Source organism: Streptomyces sp. NPDC002835, from assembly GCF_053591995.1.
Map to the genome: position 1 here is coordinate 37872 of NZ_JBSFUW010000030.1, position 20888 is coordinate 58759.

Annotated in this window: 15 protein-coding genes and 3 pseudogenes; 11 read left to right on the forward strand and 7 right to left on the reverse strand. The window is 70.5% G+C overall.

The features are described 5' to 3' along the window. Nucleotides 1-137 precede the first annotated feature (137 nt). From ACWD01_RS27185 to ACWD01_RS27195, 3 genes are read left to right on the forward strand one after another with little or no spacing between them, the layout of a single operon-like run. Nucleotides 138-3107: a CHAT domain-containing protein gene (locus ACWD01_RS27185; RefSeq protein WP_451165421.1), complete on the forward strand. Its 2970-nt coding sequence runs from the start codon at nucleotides 138-140 to the stop codon at nucleotides 3105-3107. A gap of 12 nt (nucleotides 3108-3119) precedes the next feature. Beyond that, the gene (locus ACWD01_RS27190; protein WP_451165422.1) at nucleotides 3120-3518 is read left to right on the forward strand and encodes a hypothetical protein; all 399 of its coding nucleotides are present in this window, start codon (nucleotides 3120-3122) and stop codon (nucleotides 3516-3518) included. 4 nt (nucleotides 3519-3522) lie between these two features. Next, a complete protein-coding gene (locus tag ACWD01_RS27195) occupies nucleotides 3523-4431 on the forward strand; it encodes a hypothetical protein (protein WP_451165423.1) in 909 nt (302 codons plus the stop codon). Nucleotides 4432-4747: 316 nt separating this feature from the next. Here ACWD01_RS27195 and ACWD01_RS27200 read toward each other — a convergent pair. Next, nucleotides 4748-5266: pseudogene (locus ACWD01_RS27200) on the reverse strand (translocation protein TolB); the annotation flags it as partial. A 566-nt stretch (nucleotides 5267-5832) separates the two neighbouring features. Between ACWD01_RS27200 and ACWD01_RS27205 the strand changes: the two are divergent. Beyond that, entirely contained in the window at nucleotides 5833-6654 is an 822-nt protein-coding gene (locus tag ACWD01_RS27205; RefSeq protein ID WP_451165424.1) for an alpha/beta fold hydrolase, read from the forward strand. Nucleotides 6655-7567: 913 nt separating this feature from the next. Here ACWD01_RS27205 and ACWD01_RS27210 read toward each other — a convergent pair. Then, entirely contained in the window at nucleotides 7568-8491 is a 924-nt protein-coding gene (locus ACWD01_RS27210) for a LysR family transcriptional regulator (RefSeq protein WP_451165425.1), read from the reverse strand. A 348-nt stretch (nucleotides 8492-8839) separates the two neighbouring features. On the opposite strand from ACWD01_RS27210, the pseudogene ACWD01_RS27215 reads away from it, so the two are divergent. The 4 genes and pseudogenes from ACWD01_RS27215 to ACWD01_RS27230 form a co-directional block, all read left to right on the forward strand. Beyond that, nucleotides 8840-9552, forward strand: a pseudogene (locus tag ACWD01_RS27215) (GlxA family transcriptional regulator); the annotation flags it as partial. A gap of 231 nt (nucleotides 9553-9783) precedes the next feature. Beyond that, a complete protein-coding gene (locus tag ACWD01_RS27220; protein ID WP_451165426.1) occupies nucleotides 9784-10479 on the forward strand; it encodes a type 1 glutamine amidotransferase domain-containing protein in 696 nt (231 codons plus the stop codon). A 2-nt stretch (nucleotides 10480-10481) separates the two neighbouring features. Then, the gene (locus tag ACWD01_RS27225) at nucleotides 10482-11048 is read left to right on the forward strand and encodes a TetR/AcrR family transcriptional regulator (protein ID WP_451165427.1); all 567 of its coding nucleotides are present in this window, start codon (nucleotides 10482-10484) and stop codon (nucleotides 11046-11048) included. 65 nt (nucleotides 11049-11113) lie between these two features. Next, a complete protein-coding gene (locus ACWD01_RS27230; protein WP_451165428.1) occupies nucleotides 11114-12166 on the forward strand; it encodes an NADP-dependent oxidoreductase in 1053 nt (350 codons plus the stop codon). Here ACWD01_RS27230 and ACWD01_RS27235 read toward each other — a convergent pair. Then, nucleotides 12137-12532, reverse strand: a complete 396-nt coding sequence (locus ACWD01_RS27235) for a transposase (protein WP_451165464.1) — start codon at nucleotides 12530-12532, stop codon at nucleotides 12137-12139. The two genes, ACWD01_RS27230 and ACWD01_RS27235, sit on opposite strands and share 30 nt — an antisense overlap. 632 nt (nucleotides 12533-13164) lie before the next feature. Here ACWD01_RS27235 and ACWD01_RS27240 point away from each other — a divergent pair. Then, complete coding sequence (locus tag ACWD01_RS27240) at nucleotides 13165-13566, forward strand: ATP-binding protein (RefSeq protein WP_451165429.1); 402 nt, start codon at nucleotides 13165-13167, stop codon at nucleotides 13564-13566. Nucleotides 13567-14186: 620 nt separating this feature from the next. Here ACWD01_RS27240 and ACWD01_RS27245 read toward each other — a convergent pair. Genes ACWD01_RS27245 through ACWD01_RS27255 form a run of 3 tightly spaced genes read right to left on the reverse strand, consistent with a single transcriptional unit; the run spans nucleotide 14187 to nucleotide 17812 of the window. After that, on the reverse strand, nucleotides 14187-16493 hold the full coding sequence (locus tag ACWD01_RS27245; RefSeq protein ID WP_451165430.1) for an ABC transporter permease: 2307 nt from the start codon (nucleotides 16491-16493) through the stop codon (nucleotides 14187-14189). 3 nt (nucleotides 16494-16496) lie between these two features. Beyond that, on the reverse strand, nucleotides 16497-17309 hold the full coding sequence (locus tag ACWD01_RS27250) for an ABC transporter ATP-binding protein (protein WP_451165431.1): 813 nt from the start codon (nucleotides 17307-17309) through the stop codon (nucleotides 16497-16499). Next, nucleotides 17306-17812, reverse strand: a complete 507-nt coding sequence (locus ACWD01_RS27255) for a PadR family transcriptional regulator (protein WP_451165432.1) — start codon at nucleotides 17810-17812, stop codon at nucleotides 17306-17308. The genes ACWD01_RS27250 and ACWD01_RS27255 overlap by 4 nt, the downstream gene beginning before the upstream one ends. A 242-nt stretch (nucleotides 17813-18054) precedes the next feature. On the opposite strand from ACWD01_RS27255, the gene ACWD01_RS27260 reads away from it, so the two are divergent. Then, on the forward strand, nucleotides 18055-19332 hold the full coding sequence (locus tag ACWD01_RS27260) for an ABC transporter substrate-binding protein (RefSeq protein WP_451165433.1): 1278 nt from the start codon (nucleotides 18055-18057) through the stop codon (nucleotides 19330-19332). Nucleotides 19333-19592: 260 nt separating this feature from the next. On the opposite strand, the pseudogene ACWD01_RS27265 reads toward ACWD01_RS27260, so the two are convergent. Then, nucleotides 19593-20030: pseudogene (locus tag ACWD01_RS27265) on the reverse strand (DEAD/DEAH box helicase); the annotation flags it as partial. Nucleotides 20031-20138: 108 nt separating this feature from the next. Between ACWD01_RS27265 and ACWD01_RS27270 the strand changes: the two are divergent. Then, entirely contained in the window at nucleotides 20139-20654 is a 516-nt protein-coding gene (locus ACWD01_RS27270; protein ID WP_451165434.1) for a hypothetical protein, read from the forward strand. Nucleotides 20655-20888: the final 234 nt, after the last annotated feature.

Genomic DNA, 20888 nt, shown 5'->3' on the forward strand with positions numbered 1-20888 from the left:
CTGGAAACGCGGATGCGGGGCGGGGCCCGGGGGGATCGGGGATGCGTGGAGTAAGCCAGGAGATGCGTGCCGTCATCCGTGCGGCGATGTCGGAACCGGACACGATGAGGGCGTGGGCTTCCGATACGCCGGAAAACGTGCTGGCGCAGGAGACCCACGGCAACGTCGCGATACACGTTCTGGGGATCGCCGATCGGCTCACCTCCGCCCAGGCCGCGGCGGAGCCGGACGTCCTCGACATCGTGTACCTGGCCGCCGGTTACTACCTTGAGCGATGCCAGTGTCTGCCCGAGGCCGGGAGGACCTGGGACCACCACGCGTGCACCTTCCTCTTCGGGATCGTGCACGCAGTGCGGCCCGGTGCCGTACCGCAGCCGTTGCGTGACGCCTTCGCCGAGCAGCCGCCACCGGCAGTGCCGGCGTACGAGACCGTGCATGCAGTGGGCGTTGCACTCCTCCTGGCCAGCGCACCGAAGAAGGACGCAGAAGGAGTCCAGCTGGCCGGCGCGCTCCTGGGCAGAGCGTGGGAGGGAGCACGGGGCGGAGAGTCCGAGCCGCACATCGCCTTCAACTTCGCCTCGGCCCTGACCACGATGGCCGATCTCGGCGTCGGGCCGGAAGGAGCGGGGCGCAAGGCCCTCGGCCTCATGCGCGCGGCCCTCGCCGCGCTGCCGGCGGAGGATCCTCTTCGTGAGGAGATGCTGGCCGGTCTCATGCGGGCGCTGGCCAAGGCGCCGCCGGCAGTGCCGGCCGAGGGCAGCCCGGGAGCCGAGATCGCCGCGTACCTGCGCGAGGGCGGCCTGGAACGGCTTGATACGGTCATCGACCGGCTGCGAGTGGTCGTCGACGCGTCCGCGACCGGGGAGCCGCAGCGCAGCGGCCACCGGGCCGAGCTGGGGCAAGCGCTGCGGATGCGTTTCGAGATGACAGGCGAGCTCACCGACCTCGACGCGTCGATCGCCGAGCTCGAAGCGGTGCTCGCGACCGGGCCGCTGAACGCCGAGGACCGGGCTTCGGTCGCCTCCTTCCTGGGCCTGGCCCGGCTCGATCGGTACGTCACGTTCCGGGACCCCGCCGATCTCGAGGCCGCCACCAGGGCCGTCCGGGAAGGAAACGACCCTTCGGTGGCCGCCTCGTCCGGCCACGCCCAGCGGCTCACCAACCTGGCTGCTGTCCTTACCGCGCGGTTCGACCTCCATGCACAGGAATCCGACATCGACGAGGCCGTCGAGCACTTGACGTACGCCGTCGCCGCCACCCCGTGGTCCCAGCACGACCACCCCGTGATGATGATCAAGCTGGCCGTCGCCCTGCGCAGGCGCGGAACGCACCGGCAGCAGCATGCGGATCTCGACCGAGCTGAGGCGATCCTGCGGAAGGTGGCGGAAGACTCCGCGGGCACCGGACCCAACCAGCAGCTGGCCCGTATGGAGCTGGGGCGCCTTTTGGCGGAGAGGGGCAGGCTGCGTGGCAACGTGCTGGATGTCGCCGACGCCGTCGACCAGTACCGTGCCACCGCGCTCGCCCCCACCCAGGACATCCGCACCCGCTTGGCATGCGCTGTCGCCTGGGGCGTCGACAGTGTCTCGCTGGGCGCCCTGGACCTCGCCCGCAACGCCTTCGGCGTGGCGCTGACCGATCTGCTGCCCAAGCTGAGCGGGCGGACGCTGGGCCGGGAGTCGCAGGAGACACGGCTGCGCGAGGTGTCCTCGCTGGCCACGGTGGCCGCGGCTGTGTCGGTCATGGCCGACCGGCCGCAGGAAGCGCTCGTCCGGCTGGAGCAGGGGCGCGGCGTCCTGCTCGCCCAGGCCCTGCAGCTGCGCGGTCGGCACGACGAGCTCGCCGCCGCGTCTCCCGAACTCGCCGACCGCTTCGAGCGGGTCTGTGCCGAGCTGGTCGCGCGGCAGCGCAGCCCCGAACAGCGCAAGGAGGCGGCGGCGGAGTTCGACCGGGTGGTCGAGGAGATCCGCGCGCGGCCCGGGTTCGCGCGCTTCTACCGGTCGCCGGACTGGGAGCAGTTGAGCGAAGCCACGGCACACGGACCCGTGGCCGTTGTCAACGTGTCCCCGATGGGCTGCTTCGTGCTGCTGCTGACCCGGCCGCCCGGCGGCCGCAGCGCCGTCGAGGTGTTGCCCCTGGAGGTCATGCCGGAGGAGATCGGCGAACGCGCCGGCACTTTCCGGACCGCCGTGTCCCGGCTCCTCCACCCAGACACGCCGGGCCGGGAGCGCCTGCGGCGGGACGAAGAGATGAAGGGCACGCTGCGGTGGCTCGGTACGCACATCGTGGGTCCTGTCCTCGCCCGCCTGGGCCTCGACCGGCCGGCGCGTCCCGGCGCGCCCCGGCCGCGGCTGTGGTGGTGCCCGACCGGTGTCCTGTCCGTCCTCCCGCTGCACGCCGCACTGCTGGAGAAGAGACCCGGCGGGGAGAACGTGTACACCCACGACCTGGTCGTCTCCTCCTTCACCCCGACGCTGGGCGCCCTGCTGCACGCCCGTTCCAGGCCGACCTCAGGCAAGGGCCGCCCGTCGCTCGTGGCGGTGGCCGTGGACACCGGGACCGCGTACCCCCGGCTGACCGCCCTGGGCGACGAGCTTGCGGCGACGGGCGTGCTGCCCGGCCGCCGGGACGAACTGCGTGGAACCGAGGCCACGCCGCAGGCGGTGCTCGCCGCGCTGCGCACGCACACCCACGCCCATCTGGCCTGCCACGGCGTACGGGACCGGGCCGACCCCTCCCGCAGCAGACTGCTGCTGCACGGAGGGGAACTGACCTTGCGTGAACTGGCCGGCGAGCGGTTACCGGAGGCCGAGTTCGCCTACCTCTCCGCCTGCCACAGCGCCGCACCCGGCGAGGAACTGGCCGACGAGGTCATCTCGGTGGCGTCCGCCTTTCAGCTGTGCGGCTACCGGCAGGTGATCGGAAGCCTGTGGACCGTGGACGACAAGATGGGCCTGCTGCTCGCCCGCGAGGTCTACCGGAACCTGGCGGCACCGGATACCCCGGCTGCCGCATGTGCCCTGCACCGGGCCATCGGGGTGTTGCGCGAGCACCCCCGCTACCGGGACCCGCTGTTCTGGGGCTCGGTCATCCACAGCGGACCGTGAGGAGTTGCCGGGATGGACGACGAACGCAGATGGCGCGCCGAACTCTGCGGGGCGCTGGAGTGGCTGACCGAGGAGATGGAGACACGGGGCCGGGGAACCGAACTCCGCGCCGTCCTACGGTCCGTGTTCGAGGAGGGGGCCCCGGTGCGGCAGGCCATCGCCGTGTTGGGCATCGAGGAGCATGTACTGACCGGCCACACGGGTCCGGTGCGCGGGTACGAACCGGAGGCGGGGCCCGGGTACGAACCAGGAGACCCGTTCCCCGGACTCGTGGCCCGCGCCGCCGGTGAGATCTACCGCTGTCCGGACGGGAGGTGCGGTCTGAACGAGCCCCGGAAGCCGGGCGGAGAGATACCGGCCGGCGGACGCTGCTGGTGGCGCGACAGGCCACTGCGCATCATGGAGGCCTGAACCGGTGGCCCCGGTTCTCGATGGCCTCGGCCAGAAACTGGCCGAGAAATGGATGCTGGCGCTGGCGGCACCCGGCCTGCTGTTCGTGGGAGCCACCGCCTCTGCCGCCGTGCTCGGCCAGGCCCGCGCCCTCGACTGGCCTGTCCTGCGGGAGCGGGTCGGTCACTGGGCGGTGGAAGCCGGACGCTGGCCCACAGCCGGGCAGCTCGTCGCCGTCGCGGTGATCGTCCTCGCATCCGTGGCCGTGGGGATGGTTGTACGGGCCTCCGGCGAAGGTGCCGTACGGATCTGGGCGGGCGACTGGCCGGGCCCGGCCCGCCCGCTGGCCGACCGGCTGACCGCCCGCCGGGCCGAGCGCTGGAACCAGATCCACGAGGGCATCGTTCGACTGCGAACCGCCCATCCGACGCGCCAGCGGGAAGAACCTGTCCGCCGGCACATCCATGAGGAGACCACCCGCCGTGACCGCATCGCGCTCGCCCTGCCGAGCCGGCCCACGTACACCGGCGACCGGCTCGCAGCCACCGTTGTCCGCCTGGACCACCAGTACGGCATCGACCTCGCCGCCTGCTGGCCCCGGCTGTGGCTGGTGCTGCCGGACGACGTCAGGGCGGAATTGCGCGCCGTGCGGACCCGCTTCGACGCCGCCGTGGCCGGATCCGTGTGGGCCGCCTGTTATGCCGTGCTCGGGTGCTTCTGGTGGCCGGCCGCCGTGGCCGCCGTCGTGACGGGGCTCGTGGCTTGGCGGCGGGTCCGCCGGACCGCGGCGGCGCTCGCAGACCTGGTGGAGTCCGCCGTCGACGTCCACCTGCGACGGCTGGCGGAAGAGCTCAGCCTCACTGAGATGCCCGGCGACCCACCAGACCGCCGCCTGGGCCTCGCCGTGACCCGCATCGCCCGCAAGAGTGCCTAGCCAGTGTCCCTGCGCCCGGAGATCCGCCGGCAGAAGTGGACGAGGGATTCGAGGATTTCTTCGGCGGTCTGGCCCAAATGAACGGAGCCGGAGAGGGGGTCGGCGCCAACTCCGGTGCGGGCCGTCGTGGCGGCACGTGCTGTGCCGAAGCGATGCCGTGGCCCGCCGGTTGCGGGCCGGGGCCGGGCGGGTGGGGGCGGCGAAGCGGACCGCCAGGGAGGACGCGCACCCCCGGGCAGAGCCGGGCGGCGCGGGCCATGCGGAGTGACACATCGCTCGCGCCGCCCCGGTCATCGATGGATGCGGACGGTGTTGGTCACAGGGATGTGCGGAAGGGGCCGGTGATCTCGTAGGTGGTGCCGCCGGTGCTGGAGCCGGAGGTGCCGCGCTGGGAGGAGAAGTACAGCCGGTTTCCTGCGGGGTTGAACGCCGGTCCACGGATCTCGAAGGAGGACTGGCCGGTCACGCTCAGGAAAGGGGCGACGATGTCGTCGGGGGTGATGATGCAGCCCTCCATGTTGGCGCCGTCCTCGGCCACGTACAGGTCGCCGACGGTGGCGGCGGTGATGTTGTCCACGCCGGCGAGTGGGGCTCCGGAGACGTTGTCGTCGTACACCACGGCAAGGGTGTTGGTGGCCGCGTTGTACGCCCGGACGCGGTTGTCGCCCTTGGTGGTGAAGTTGCAGATGTCGGACCGGTAGTAACAGCCCTCCCCACCGTTGAAGAGCTTGGCTCCCGAGACCTGGTCGCGGGTGGGGGTGGGGCTGCCGTCCGGGTCGGGCACGTTCGCCCAGGACAGCACGCCTGAGACCTCCTTGAGCACCTGCAAGGACCCACGGCGGTCAGCGGCGGGTGGGATGCCGGAGGGCGACGACGCCCTGAAGGGCGCCGTCCGGCCGCAGCAGGACAGGGCGGGGCCGCTCGGGCATGGTGCCGCGAGTCCTTTCGGGGGCCGGAGCCTCGTTTGGGTCGTGCCGGACGGCATGCGGATTCGTCAGCCCGTCGGCCTCAAGGCTGTATTACGCGGTCCACTCCCTCCCAGAAGCAACAGGGACCCGGGCTTGCCCGGCGTGGGGTACTGCCGGTGCAGCGACTCGGACGGGACGTAGTGCTTGCCCTCGATGATCACCGCGAACCGACCGGGCGGGCTCCCGAGCCGGTCGGAACGGGCGCGGCGGACCCCCGAGGGTTGACACGCGGGTAACGTACGCGCAAAATCGCGGCACCGCACGACAATGTCGAACGGCGTTCGGGTTCTTATTCCCTCAAGGGAGCCACCCTCTGGTCCCGGCGAACGGACGCCATCAGCACCGTCCCCGGGGGCAGGCCGGGAACCACCGCCGCCGACCACCGCAGCCACGACCTGTGGTTCACGCTCCCGCTCGCCTCAGGAGGACACCCGTGTCTAAACTGCGCCCGATCCTTGCCGCCGCCGCTCTGGCGGTCACCGCTGCCATCGCCCAGCCCCTTCCGTCCGCCGTCGCCGACACCACCGATGTCTCTCCGCCCGGCGCCAATGACTGGTCGTGCAGGCCCAGCGCCGAGCATCCCGACCCGGTCGTGCTCGTGCACGGAACGTTCGAGACCATGGCCAAGAACTGGCCGACGCTCAGCCCGACGCTCAAGAGCGCGGGATACTGCGTCTTCGCGTTGAATTACGGCGGCAACGCCATGGGGCCCATCGCCGAGTCGGCGGAGGAGCTCGACTCGTTCGTCGGCGCGGTGCTCGGGGCCACCGGTGCACGGAAAGTCGACCTCGTAGGACACAGCCAGGGCGGGATGATGCCCCGCTACTACATCAAGAACCTCGGCGGTGCGACGAGGGTGGACGATCTGGTCGGTATCGTTCCCTCCAACCACGGCACGGAGGGCCTGATCCCCCTGCCTGACGGGTCCGAGAACAGCGCCTGTCCGGCATGCGACGAGCAGCAGGCCGGGTCGCAGTTCCTGACCGACCTGAACGCCAAGGACGAGACGCCCCCCGGCCCCGACTACACCGTCGTGACCACCAAGTACGACGAGGTGGTCACGCCGTACACCAGTGCCTTCCTGGAAGGTTCCGCCCGCGAGGTCACCAATGTGACCCTCCAGGACGCCTGCCCGCTGAACACCATTGAGCACGACCAGGCACCCAACGACCCCGTGGTCCACCAGTGGGTCCTGCACGCGCTGCAGCGCACCGGTCCGGCCGACCCGGCCTTCCTGCCCTCCTGCGTCGCCTGAAGGCCCAGGCCGCCTGCCGTACGCGGTCCGCGGCGCGAATCCTGGAGCGCGGATCCGTGCCCGTCAGCCCCGGTGCCGGTTACCGGCACCGGGGCTCAGTGTCTTGCCGTGGCCCCCGTCAGACACGCCGTCCGCTGCGACTGGAGCGGTCACGGCGAAGAGCGAGGGGCGGCCGGTCCGAAGTATTTCCTGCACGCGTCTTGCCAGCTTCCGGCTACCCGACAGTAATCTTTCGGTACCCCCGTACGGTGCCAGTGCCTCATCCCTGCGGTCTCTGCGGATCCGCTGAGCCGCCGCGACGCCCTCATGGATGGGGCGGACACCCCGTCGGCGGCCGACAACATCAGCACTGCTAATTGGATCGCACCCCGGATGGGCAGGAAATCCTTCGATCGGCTCGACAGGCAGCCTTCTGTGCCGGCAACCAGCAGAGGGAGTCGATCGGAGGCGCACACCGCAGCCAAGGTCCCGTCGCCTCGCGAGTAACCGGCCGCCGCCGGATGGGCCCGGGCCCCGCGGCTGCCGGGACGCTCCTGCCGTGGACTTCCTGGGAGCAGGCGATATCCGCCGCAGCGGCGCGATCTGCGGCTTCATCAGCGTGATGCGTACAGCCCGCGACGGGCGTGCGCGCGCGCAGCGGTCTCGTCGGAGTTCTCCAGGTTGGACGTGGGCGACCCGGATCTGTGTCACAGGTGCCCCAGGGGGCGCCATGGCCGGGATACGCAGCGCAATCAGGGCTTGCTCACGGAGGAGGTGAGGCGCATTCGACGTTGCGCCGGCTGCCGGGGCCTCTCGCTGCCGCGGGCACCTGGTGGCTCGGGACCGGCTACGACCAGTAAGGATGAAGGGCGCCCGAACCCTCGGGAGGAGCAGCTCAGGGACCGACATGTGCTCCGCCGATTCTGCGCCGGTTTCACCAGGTACGGCCGAGCTGCAGCAAGTGGTCACGGACGCGAGCAACGTGCGGGTTCTGCGTGCCGCCGGGCCGCTGTACGAGGTAACCGGTGTTGATGGGCGGGTCGTCGGTCTCGTGCAGAGGAACCAGAGCGCCGGAGGCGAGTTCGTTCAGGCACAGGAATCGGGGCAGGACGGTAAAGCCCGCGCCCGCCGTGACCGCGGACAGCACACCACGCAGGTCGGGGACCGTGACGGCGGCTCGGCAGACAAGGCGTTTGCCGAAGACATGGCGCCAGTACCGGCGCGCGATGGGCAGGTCCTCGGCGTAGGTGACCAGAGGCACAACATGCAGGGCCGATGGGCCCTCGGCAGCCAGCCGCTCCTTGAGCCGGTCTGCCCAAACGGGGGCGGCGACCAGGACGAACTCCTCGTCCATCAGCGGGACGGCGGTGAGCGTCCGGCCGCGCGGACGGGTGGTCGCGATGACCAGGTCATGGCGGCCGGCGCGCAGGTCATCGAGCAGGGTGTCGGTCAGGCCCGTGGTCACACGCAGCCGTACGCCGTCGGCGACGAGGGGTGCGAGCCCGGGAAGGGCACGCGTGCACAGCAGTTCGGCGGGGCCCGCAAGGTGGACGGGCTCGGCGTGGCTGTCCTCGGGCGAAGCGGAGGCGGTCGCGCCTGCCAGGGCGTCCAACGGCGCGGCGATCCGGGTCGCGAGCTCGTCCGCGACCGGTGTCGGGGCGACACCGCGCGGCAGCCGCTCGAACAGCGCGCGCCCGGTCTGCCGTTCCAGGGTGCGGATCTGCGTGGTCACCGTGGGCTGCGACAGGCCCAGCAGCGGGGCGGCAGCGGTGAAGGACCCGGCACGATAGACCGCGAGGAAGGTACGCAGGAGGTTCAGATCCGCCGGGTGCGGTGTCGTGACGGCATGCGGCGACACCTGGTGGTTCGTATCGGAATTCCTATGTGTCACCCAAGCAACTCTAGGTGACTCCTATGGGGCTGGTGAAGGGTGCGGTTCCCTCATTCCAGGATCCCTCGCCGCAGCCGTCCCCATGACCAGTGCTTGCCGACCTCGGAGAGGGGGAAGGTGACCCCGGGCGCCTGTCGCCACGAGGTCGGCGATCGCGTTCGTCGCGGCGTGGCCGGCCTACACGAGCAGGGCCTCGACGCGGACGCGGCCGCCGACACCCGCGCCTGCTCCTCGACGTCCTGCGCCCTGCGCCCTGCGCCCTGTGCTCTGCGCTCTGCGCTCTGGCGGCACCCTCGGTCTCGCTCCTGCCGGGGAACCGACCCGGCGCCCGCGGTCGCAGCGGCGGCTCTCGCGTCCAAGGCTGCCGGCATGCGCATGGCTTCCGTTGCACCGGTGCCTCCCTCCTCGCGGCCGCCGGGCTGTTGGACGGCCGGCCACCACCACTGGGCACTCTCGGACACCTTCCGTGCCCGATACCCGCAGGTGTCACTGGATCGGGACGTCCCGTTCGGACGACGGCGGCATGCCGGCCTCCGCCGGCGTCGCATCATGGGTCGACGTCTGCCTGCACCTCGTACGCAATGACCACGGAGTGAGGTCGCCAAACAGGGTGGCGCGCGCGCCTGTGTCGTCCCGCCGTGGCGGGACGGAGAACAGGCGCAGTGCATCGAGCAGCCGGTGCCGGAGATCTCGGCGGACGGAACGGCCGCCATCCGCCGTGCGGCGCTCGAAAGCCTCCATGAGCCGCTGATCCCGGCCGAGCTCGCCGATCACGCCCGCGTGAGCCTGCGCACCTTCGTCCGCCGCTTCGGTGAAGAGGTCGGCATGAGCCCGGGCCGGGGCTCGTCCAGCGCGTCGCCCGGGCACGTCGCCCCTGGAATCCACTGACCCTGGCATCGGCCGAGATCGCCGGGCAGGTCGGCTTCGCCACCGGCACCTCGCTGCGGCACCACCTGCATGCCGCCGCCGGCGTGTCTCCGCTCGCCCAGCGGCGCACCTTCCGGGACCTGCAGTCGTCGAATGTCTGACCATCACCACAGCTCATGGCCTGTCCAGGGATACTCCCCTCCATCCATAGAGGACCCAATGTCAGGCATCGGATTCCACATTGGATATTGGTGGGTCGGTGGACCTACCTTCGAGGACATCGCCGCACTGACGATCTGAACTCGGAACGTCAGCGTTCGCAGAGCGTCGGAGCGTGCGATCCCATCCCCCGCGCTCGAGCGGGCCCCCACACCCTCGGAGAGTGACTCACCATGTCGAAGATTCTTTTCGTGATGACCGGCGTCGACTACTGGACGCTGGCGGACGGCACCAAGCACTCCACCGGCTTCTGGGCCGAGGAAGCCACCGCCCCGTACGAGGCGTTCAAGGCCGCAGGCCACGAGATCGTCGTCGCCACCCCCGGTGGCGTCGTACCGACCGTGGACAAGGGCAGCCTGGCGCCCGAGGTCAACGGCGGCCAGGAGGGCGCCGACCAGGTCGCCGCCACACTCGCCTCGTTCACCGAGCTGCAGCGCCCCATCACGCTGGAGGACGTGGACCTCGACGACTACACGGCCGTCTTCTACCCCGGCGGCCACGGCCCCATGGAGGACCTCGCCGTCGACTCCGCCTCCGGTCAGATCCTGATCGACACCCTCGACTCGGGCAAGCCGCTCGCCGTCGTCTGCCACGCCCCGGCCGCGCTCCTGGCCGCGGAGAAGGCCGACGGCTCCAACGCGTTCGCCGGCTACAAGGTGGCAGCCTTCACCAACGCCGAGGAGGCCCAGGCCGGTTTCGCCGACAGGGCGAAGTGGCTCCTGGAGACCCGCCTCGTCGAGGCCGGTGTCGATGTCCAGGTCGGCGAGCCGTGGGCACCGAACGTCGTCGTGGACCGCAACCTGGTCACTGGTCAGAACCCGTCCTCCTCCGCCCTGATCGCGGTCGAGGTCCTCAAGAAGCTGGCCTGACCATGGTTGCCGACCGGCTCGAAGAGGTCCTCGACGCCACCTACAACTGCCTGACCCGGTACGGCGTACGGCGCACCACGATGGACGACATCGCCACCACTATGGGCGTGTCCCGGTCAGCGGTCTACCAATACGTGCAGAGCAAGGACGACGCCTTCCGCCAGCTCGCCGCCCGTCTGCACGACCAGGCGCTCGGCCGGGCCCGGCAGGCGGCCGCGGACCAGGACGTCACCTACGCCGACCGCGTCCGGGGCGTCCTGGCGGCCAAGCTCAATCTGGTCCTGCAACTCAGCGGTCCGTCACCGCACACCGCCGAACTCCTCGATGCCAAAGCCCGGTTGTTCGGCGGGATCTGTACCGCGTTCACGGGCGATCTACGGCACCTGCTGATCGGTCTCTTCCGGGAGGCGGGCGCACCGGACGGTGTGGAGCCGGCCGAGGCCGCCGACATCTGCATCGCCCTGGTCATCGGCCTGGAGGCCGTGCCTGACGGCGAACGACTCCTGGAGTCTTCCACTCGCGCGCTGCTCGCCGGGTTGCTGGATCCGCCCCTGGCCGCCGGTCCCTGACCTGGCCGCCCTCACGCCTCTCTACTCCCTCTCATCGCCTCTCTCGCTCTCTCTGGAGCTCAGCCATGCCCTTTTCCAGCCGTGAATGGCACCTCGCCGCCCGCCCGGCGGGTGAGCCGAAGCCGTCCGACTTCGCCTTCGTCACCACCGCGGTGCCCGACCCGGGCCCGGGGCAGGTGGTCGTACGCAACGACTTCCTCTCCGTCGACCCGTACATGCGCGGCCGGATGAACGAGGGCGAGTCCTACATCCCGCAGTTCGAGCTCGGTGACGTCATGACGGGGTCGGCGGTCGGGACCGTCGTCGCCTCCCGGGCCGGCACCGCGCCCGTGGGCGCAGTGGTCGCGCACTTCGACGGCTGGCGCGAGTACGCCCTGCTGGACGCCGCCGCCGTCCAGGTCGTCGACACCGGCCTCGCACCCGCCTCCGCGTACCTCGGTGTGCTCGGCACCACCGGTCTGACGGCCTGGGCCTCCCTTACTGAGATCGCCCCGGTCCAGGACGGTGACGTCGTCTTCGTCTCCGGTGCGGCCGGCGCGGTCGGCTCGGTCGCCGGGCAACTCGCCCGCAAGCTCGGCGCGTCGAAGGTCATCGGCTCGGCCGGCGGCCCGGCCAAGACCGAGCGGCTCCTGAAGGACTTCGGCTTCGACACAGCGATCGACTACCGCACGGGCGGTGTCGCCAGGCAGCTCGCCGAGGCCGCCCCGGACGGCATCGACGTCTATTTCGACAACGTCGGCGGCGACCATCTCGACGCCGCGCTCCAGGTGATGAACTTGCGCGGCCGTGTCGCCCTGGTCGGCGCGATCTCCGGCTACAACGCCACCGAACTGCCCGCAGGCCCCGCCCACCTGCCGCTCGCCATCGGCAAGCGGATCACCCTGCGCGGCATGAACGTCGCCGACCACGCCGACCTGGCGCCGGACTACATCCGGCAGGCCGCCGCATGGATCGCCGACGGCTCCCTCGTCGCCGACGAGACCGTGGTCGACGGCATCGAGAACGCCGTCGACGCCTTTCTGTCCATGATGCGCGGCGCCAACACCGGCAAGATGCTGGTCCGTCTCCCCCAGGGCATGGGTCCGTCTTCAAACGGATCTTGCCCGGAGCAGGAATGACGCGAGACTGACCGCTGCTTCGTACGAAGTGGCGGTCTTGTCGTATCCGGTGACGATTCCGCGGAAGCCTTTGAGCCGGTTGAAACAACGCTCAACGATGTTGCGCCGACGGTAGATCTGCCGGTCGAATGCCGGTGGGCGGCCTCCGCGCCGGCCTCGGTTGTGCCGGTGTCTTCGCTGGTCGGTTTTCTCCGGGATCTGGTCGGTCTTCTCCGGGATGGTGTGCGCGATGCCGCGTCGGCGCAGGTAGGCGCGGAAGCCTCGGGAGCTGTAGGCCCTGTCGGCGATGACCTGGTCGGGCCTGCAGCGTGGGCGTCCCCGACCGGTGCGCGGGACGCGGATGGTTCCAGAAAGGGGCGTGCGCAGATGCTGTCGTGGCGTTGGCCGGTGTCAGCAGGATCGCGAGGGCCGGCCACGGCCGTCGCAGGCGAGGTGGACTTTGGTGGTCAGTCCTCCCCGGGATCGGCCGAGGGTGTGATCGTCCGGTTCGTCCGGCTGGTGGATCGCCCTTTTCGGCCGGTGGCGGCGGCGTGCGGGTGGGCGCGGCTGCACCTCCTGGGGTGCCGCGACTGCCTCGAACAGCGGCCTTGAGGGCGGCCCGGATACCTATCGGTTTACTTAACCGTGTTTTGCCTGCAGGTGGAGGCTGTTGTGTGTTTCCTGCCGATTTCCTCAATGATGCGTTGACTTCCCCTGCACGCCATACATAACATGTATCTAGAACAGCTTGACCCGCACGAGATGCTCGGCTGATCGCCGGCCGGCCGGGAGTTCTCCTGGCGCTCGTGCCTGATACTGCCGAGCGGTGTGTCACGCGGGGACGCGTGTCGGGTCCGCCCGGATGGCTGAGGTCAGCGAGGCATGTCATGTTTTCCACCCAGGTCGGTTCAGCGATCACATCAAGCGGGCTCCGCCCCCTGCCGGGGCGCACGCCGGTTGCCCCGCCCGCGTCGCCTGCGGTTCCGGCCGGGCGGGAAGAGGACACGTTCCGGCGGGCGATGATCGCCCTCCCCGCGGAGCCCTGCCGGGTCCGCACCGTCCGGGCTTTCGTCTCCGGCCTCCTGAAGTGCTGGGGTGTGACCGGTCCGGACCGGGACAGCGCTGTCCTGGTGGTCAGTGAACTGGCCGGCAATGCCGCGCAGCACGGCGGTTCCGAGATGACGGTGAGTGTGTCGCTGGCTGCCCAGGATCTGGCCATCGACGTCGTCGACACCGGGCTGTCCACCGCCCTGCCCCGGCCCCGCGGAACCTACGCCGACCAGGAACACGGGCGCGGGCTGGGGATCGTCGAGTGTCTGGCCGAGTGGACCGACATCCGTACCCAACCCGACAGCTGGCGCTGCGGCGTCGGACTGCGCGTCACCCGGACCGTCGCCGCGGACGTGCCGCGGGCCGCGTAAAGGTACTCATTTCCCGGCCCTGCCCGCGACGTCCGTGTGCCCGCATCGACGTTACGACCTCGCCATTCTCAGCGGCGTGCAGCCAGGCCACGTCCCTGGCCTCGGCCCTTGCCGAATGCAGCGGGACGGCCTCGTCCATGCCGGCGATGCAGCCGTCATGCCGTTGGCGTGGAGGCCACCGCGCCGAACACCTCGCTCTGGTCGCACAGGACGGCCGGGTCCGTGACGGTCGCAGCGCGGTCGGCGATCACCACCGCGAAATCAGTGCGATCCGTCCCAGGTCGTGGCCGGTACCGCGCGGCCTCAGCCGCCGCAGAGTGCTCTGAGCAGGCACTGGTCAGCCGGTTGCATCGGCGAGATCCGCCAGCAACCGAGCCCCTGGCACGCCCGCCCCCGTCCGGTCGGCGGACACCACGAGCCTGGACGGGAGCCGACAACCTGCTTGCAGAAAGCGCCTTCCGCCGACGACGGTCAAACCCTCGACAAGGTTCAGCGCCCCAGCCCGGGAAGGCACTTTCGCGCGACCGGCGGCCGGACCAGCCCGACCGAAGGCAACGGTCGCTCCGGCGCCTCTGAGCGGGGCGGGTCGTTCCGGCGTCACGCTTTGCGCGTGCGGTCTGTTACAGCGTGTCGCTGAGGGTGTCCGCGAGACGGTGCCGGACGGCCCGCAGGGCGGGGAGCAGCGAGACGGCGACCGCTCCGGTGACTGCCGCCGCGACGAGGAGGATGAGGGCGCCGGGCGGCGGGAGCTGGGCGATGCCCGCGCCGATGCCGCTGGAGGCGGCCTGGAGATCGATGAGCCATTGGGAGGCCAGGAGCCCCAGGCCGGTACCGACCAGCGCGGCTGCCAGGGCGATGAAACCGGTGCCTGCCACAATCACCGCGATGATCTGGCGGGGTGTCAGTCCGATGGCTTTCAGGGCCAGCAGGTCACGCCGTCGGTCCCGTACGCCGGCGGCGATGGTGGTGGACAGTTCCGCCAGCCCGATCAGCGCCAGCACGCCGATCAGTCCGGCGATCACCGGGCGTACGGAGGAGAGCTCGTCGGCGGCGTTGGCGCTCTCGCGGATGTCCAGCCGTCCCGACGCTCGGTCCGAGAGTCGGTCACCGACCTCGGAGGGGTCGGCTCCGGGCTTGAGGAGGAGGGCGTAGAAGTCCGGCTGGAGTGCGGGGTCGCGCTCGCGCAGAGTGTCCAGGGAAGTGGAGATCACCCGTCCGTTGTCCTCGGGCTCGACGATGCGGCCGACGATATGCATGATCTGTGGGGCGCCTCGGACGGTCATGCGGACCCAGTCGCCCACTTCGACATCGAGCAGGTCCAGCAGTCCTTGTCCGGCGACGGCCTCGTCGGGGCCGTCGGGCGGGCGGCCTTCGGCCACGGCAAAGGGATAAGGGTGGGCCGTGGTGCCCAGGCCCCGGAGTGTGATCGTGCCGGTCTGGCCGGGCACCAGCGCCGCGACGTCGGCGCCGGGATAGGTCGCGATGACGGCGGGGTCCGCAGTCGCCAACCTCCGCAGGGAGGTGTCGTCGAGGTCCTCGCCACGGGCGGTGAGGGCGGCGGCGATCCCGACGTCCTGCGGGGCGCTGTCGAGCCGGTCGAGGGTGGACCAGGTGCCCAGGGCGATCGTGATCAGCACGATGGGCACGGCCAGCCGGGCGACCGCCGCGCAGGCCCGCAGGGGATATTGGAAGGCGCCGCGCCAGCCGAGGACAAGGGCGGGCGGCAGGCGCAGGCGCAGAGCCCGACGGGTGGTGCCGGACATCCGCCGGGTGGCGGGGACGGAGGCTCGTGCGACGGGTACGGGCGATACGCGGCCTGCCCGCCAGGCCGCAGAGCTGGTCGTTGCGGCGATCAGGAGGATCGCACCCACCGCGATCCCCGCAGGCACCCAGATGTGTCCGGGCAGGGCCTGCCAGAACTGCACCGCGTCGCCGGCCCGGCCGGGCAGCCGGGCGCCGAGCAGCTCGGTCAGGAGCGTCCCGGCGGCAATGCCCAGCAGCGCGAGCGTCACATACTCGGCCAGGAACATTCGGATCAGCTGCACGGGCGTGAAGCCGATGGCTTTCAGTACGGCGATGTCGCGCAGCGAACTGCGGATTCTGGTGCTGACAGCGCCCGCCACGGCGAATCCTGCGGCCAGCAGAGCTCCCAGGCCGAAGACGCCCAGCAGCAGTCCGAGCAGGCGATCGCTTCCCTGGGCGGCGGCTCGGGCCTCCTGCCAGGTGGAGATCCCGGAGATCTGGTCGGCGCCGAGCTCGGTCACCGCACGCTGGACGGCGAAGCCGGTGTGCTCCGGATCGGCGAGCCGCAGGCCGATGACCTGTTCATGACGCTCGCCGGGCTCGAGCCGCAAGAACGTGGCAGTGGGCACCCATGCCACACCACGCACTTCTCCCGGCTCGTACGGGGGCTCCGCCGTATCTGCGATGCCGATGATGCGCAGGGTGGCGGCGGCTGCGCCGTCCCCACGCACATGCAGCCTGTCGCCGGGCTCTGCCCACAGCGCGCGGGCAAGTGAGCTCTCCAGAACCACTTCGTCGCCGGCCCCGGAGGCCAGCCAGCGCCCGGAGGTGATCAGCGGCCTGGCCACCTCCGGCGGGGTCGAGGTGGCGGCGCGCAACTGCACCGCCGCTCTGCTCCCGGCGAGGTCGGCAGTGCCAGGGCCGATGAGGAACGGTCCCGACGTGGCCCGCACTCCATCGAGCCCGGCCAGCTCCTTGGGGTCGGAACCTGCTTTCGTCTGGATCCACACGTGCGCACCGGAGGACTGGGTGAACACCCGCTGCCACGGGTTGGCGGCATAGGTGAGGAACGCCCCGGCGAGCAGCAGGGAGACGATGATCCCGGCGGTCGCCAGGACCAGGAACAGCGCCTCGCCGCGGCGCACCCGCAGATCGGCCCGCACCCACAGCGCCACGGCACGCATGGTTCAGCCCTCGAGTTCCAGCGTTCCGGACACACCGCCACGGCGCGGGCCTTCGCGGCCGAGTACGGCGTCGTCGATGATCCGGCCGTCGAAGAGGCTGATGACCCGGTCCGCGGCGCTTGCCATCCGGGCGTCGTGGGTGACGAGCACGATGGTCTGGCCGCGCTGATGGAAGCGGGAGAGCAGCCGCAGCACTTCGCGGGTGCCCTTGCTGTCCAGACTGCCGGCGGGCTCGTCGGCGAGGAGCAGGGCGGGGTGGTTGACCAGGGCGCGGGCAAGAGCGACGCGCTGCTGCTCGCCGCCGGAGAGCTCGCCGGGCGTGTTGTTCTCCTTGCCCTCCAGCCCGAGTTCGGCGAGAAGCTCGGCGCGATCCTCCCGTGCGTGCCGCGCCGTCTTGCCGGCCAGCAGCGCGGGCAGATCGACGTTGTCCGCCACCGTCAGGTGGGAGACCAGGTTGAAGAACTGGAAGACGATCCCGATGCTGCGTCGGCGCAGCACGGCCCAGCGGGCCTCGCTGTAGCCGTCGACCCGCCGGCCGTCGAGCCAGATGCGCCCGCTGTCGGGCCGGTCGAGTCCGCCGAGGAGGTGGAGGAGCGTCGACTTGCCCGCTCCGGAGGGGCCGGTCACCGCGAGGAACTCGCCGCGCCCCACACCCAGATCGACCCCGCGCACGGCCCTGACTGCGGCGCCCTCGGTCTGGTGCGTTTTGACCAGGCCCTCCGCCCGCAGAAGAGGCTCGGCCTCGGTGGACTCCTTCCCGCCGCTCGGGGAGGCGGTCTCGTCGGCGCCGCTCCCGGAAGACGCCTCGCGATTCATTCCAGCTCCTCCTGACAGCGCTCCAACCAGTCGAGGTCCGCCTGCAGGTGCAGCATCGCCCCTTCGATCAGCAGTTGCGCGAGCCGGTTGTCCCGGTCCTCGGTCGCTGCCAGCTTCGACAGATCACGCATGGTGTTGAGGTAGTGGCGGCGCTGCTGGTTGATCAGCGCGATCTGGTCGGCCACTCCCGAGTCCGGCGCCAGGGCGAGCTTCATGAAGAACTCGTCCCGCACCCGCGGCTCGTCGGTGGGCTTCTCGAACCAGGCTGCTACCGCCTTACGCCCCTCCGGGGTGAGCCGGTAGATGCGCTTGTTCGGGCGGTTCTCCTGGGTGACGTCCTCGCCCTCGATCAGTCCCGACTTCTCCAGTCTGCCGAGGGTGACGTAGATCTGCCCGATATTCGGCTGAGGGTACGCGGCGCCCAGCAGGCTCTCCAGAGCCTGCTTGAGCTCGTAGCCGTGGGCGGGACCCTTCGCCAGAAGAGCCAGAAGGTGGAGACGCACGTTCGCCCGCCTCCCTTCCCGGCGTAAAATTTGCCGCAGGTGCCCCCGGCCCGGCATGCGGCCGAAGGCTACGGACCTGTCCGCACAGTCGAGCATTCCGCTTACCTAACGGGTATCCAGCGTACGTCTGCCTGACGAGCTGTATCACTGCACCCGTCTCCACGCCGTCAGCATTCCACTACACAACGGATATCCAGGGCACGGCCGCCCGGCGAGTTGGCATCGCTGCACCAGGAGGAGCCATGCGGTGGACAGGAACCGCCAGCCGGGGACTCCTCCTCGCTGCGCTGGTCTGCGCCGGCTACGTCAGCCTCAGCGCCGTGAGTTGTGGGACCGACGAGTCCGCTGCCAGGAGAGGACCCTTGACCCTGGTAACCGGTGAGGACCTCACCGGATACCTGGAAGGGGTCTTGAAGGACTGGAACCAGGCCCGCCCCGGCGAGAAGGTCACCCTCGTCGAACTCCCGGAGGCAGCCGACGAGGTCCGGGCGCAGATGGCCACCAGTCTGCGGTCCGGCAGCGCCCGCTACGACGTGCTCAACATCGATGTGGCCTGGACCTCGGAATTCGCCGCGGCAGGCTGGATCTCTCCGCTGAACGCCGACCGTTTCCCGATCAAGCAGTTCCTCCCGCCGGTGGTGCAGACCGCCACGTTCGACGGCCGCCTCTATGCGCTGCCCTATGTCACCAACGCCGGCCTCCTCTACTACCGCAAGGACGTGCTGGAGAAAGAGGGGGAGAAACCGCCGCGCACGTGGGCCGAGCTTGAGCGACTGGCCAAGACGGTGGCACCGAAGTACGGCCTGGACGGCTATGCCGGGCAGTTCCTTCCCTACGAGGGGCTCACGGTGAACGCTGCGGAGGCCATGCAGTCCACAGGCGGCACGATCCTCGTCGACGACGGCAGGCGAGTGACTGTCGACTCTCCCGCCGCACGTCAGGGCCTGGAACTCCTGACCCGGGGTGTCCGCGACGGCTGGATCCCCAAGGAGGCACTCACCTACAAGGAGGAGGAGTCCCGCAAGGCCTTCCAGGACGGTCACCTCCTCTTCCTGCGCAACTGGCCCTACGTGCACGCCCTGGCCGGCGGCAAGGACTCGGAGGTGGCAGGCAAGTTCGGTGTGACGCCGCTGCCGGGACTGGGCGGGAATGCAGCGGGCATCCTCGGCGGCTCCAATCTCGCGATCAACGCGGACTCCCGTCACCGTGACTCCGCAACCGATCTCCTGGTCTACCTGACCAGCCAGAAGGTGCAGCGGCAGGTCCTCATCGACGGCGGCCTGCCACCGGTACGGGCCGATCTCTACAACGACCCGTCGCTGGTGCGGCAGTTCCCCTACCTGCCCACGCTCCGGGAGGCCGTGCTGGCGGCGAAGCCGCGGCCCAAGAGTCCGCAGTACGATCAGGTGACCCTCGTGATCCAGGCCGTCGTCCACGACGCCATGGCCCAGCGCGATACGGCCGAGGAGGCCATCGCCCGGCTCAAGCGGGAACTCGAGGCCATCGCCCGCCGGCGCTGACCCCTGACCTCCCTGTTTCGCTTCGGATGGCTGAGCTGGACCTGATCGCGGTGGCCGGGTGGTATCGGTGGCCGGTCGCAGAGTGCCATGGCTGGGGGCCGACGCTTGGGGCGGGGGCTCCAGGATTCCTCGGGTCGTGGGCGGGCAGGGGCGGTGTCGCGAGTCGGATGGACGGCCGTGGCGGGACCGCGAGCGGGCGACTGCGCCGGTCAGCTCGTGCCGCCAGGGCCAGGTTGCGGAGATTCACAGGTGGAGGCGGCGTCCGCCGCCGGTGATCCGGGCTCCAGTATCGTGATCCGCACGTGGTCCCGGTGGCAGTCCCGGCGCGCCACCAGGTCGGTCGGACGCCCCGGAGTCGCGATGACCACGTCGGCGCCGGCCGGCGGTTCCGTCGCCTGCCGCCCGATCGACAACCCGCCGACCACCGCCGCCGGCCGCCGCTTCAGCGCCTGGGCTTACGGGGCCGGCGCGTCCCTCACCTGCTGCGCCAGTTCGCGGGTCGGCACGAGGACCGGCCCGCGCGACTGCTTCGGCTCGGCGGCCCCGGCCCGCCGTACGGGCGAGCACGGCCGGCCCGAAAGCGAGGGTCTTGCCCGACCGGTCCGCGCGCGGCCGAGGATGCCCGGGCCGGCCAGTGCGTCGGGCCTGTCCGGAGCAGTGCGGGCAAGCAGATCCGTACCACGACCCCCGACCAGCAGGCGGTACGGGCGCCGGACACAATCACCGGCATCTGGCAAACCGGAGCGGTTCGCTGACCTTCCCTGCATACTGGGTGAGCCCGTGTCTGGGCTGCGGAGGGGGCCGAAGTGTCCAATGTGTGGTTCTTTCCGGAGGGCGCCGATCGTCGGCTCCTGGCGGCGGTGCGACGCCAGGAAGGTTTTCGCGAGCGACTGCGGTGGACGCCTGTGATCGGCGGGGTTTACCGCCGGTTCACGGACAAGCGACGGCGGCGCGACGTCGAACTGCTGAACAGCGCCCGAGCTGCACAGACGTCCGGCGCCAACTCCTCGAACTCTGCACACCTGATCAAGGAACTACTCGACGTCGGCCGGGAGGCCAACGAGGCGGCCGGAAGGCTGGATCTCAAGCGCACGTGGCAGGTGCAGTCCTATGTCGCCGGGCAGTTGTGGCAGGCGGTCCACGTGCTGGACGTGCGCAGCCTGCCTGACGAGGAATTGACCGAGCGAGTGCGGTGGGCTCGGGATGTCCAGATCGGACTGCGCGAGCTGACCCGACGCATGGCCGATGGCCAGGACCCGGCGGTACCCGAGGGCGTGGCCACCCGTGAGCACAGGCATCGCGGACCCACACCACACTCCTGATGGGCTTGCGCAAGCAAACTTCATCGGTATGACTCGGCGTTCGCTGTCACAGGACACCCTTGACCTGTGACAGCGAACCTCGGCGGGATGCGGTGGCCGAAGCTGCTGTGCAGACGGTGCAAGTTGGTTCGCGTGTCAGGTGCCGCACGGCAGACGTGTCCGGCGCGTCGTGGTTCCCGGTGGCGGGGCACGCCACGTAATTTCCCAGCCGCGCTGTGTCGGGCAGCACGGGCG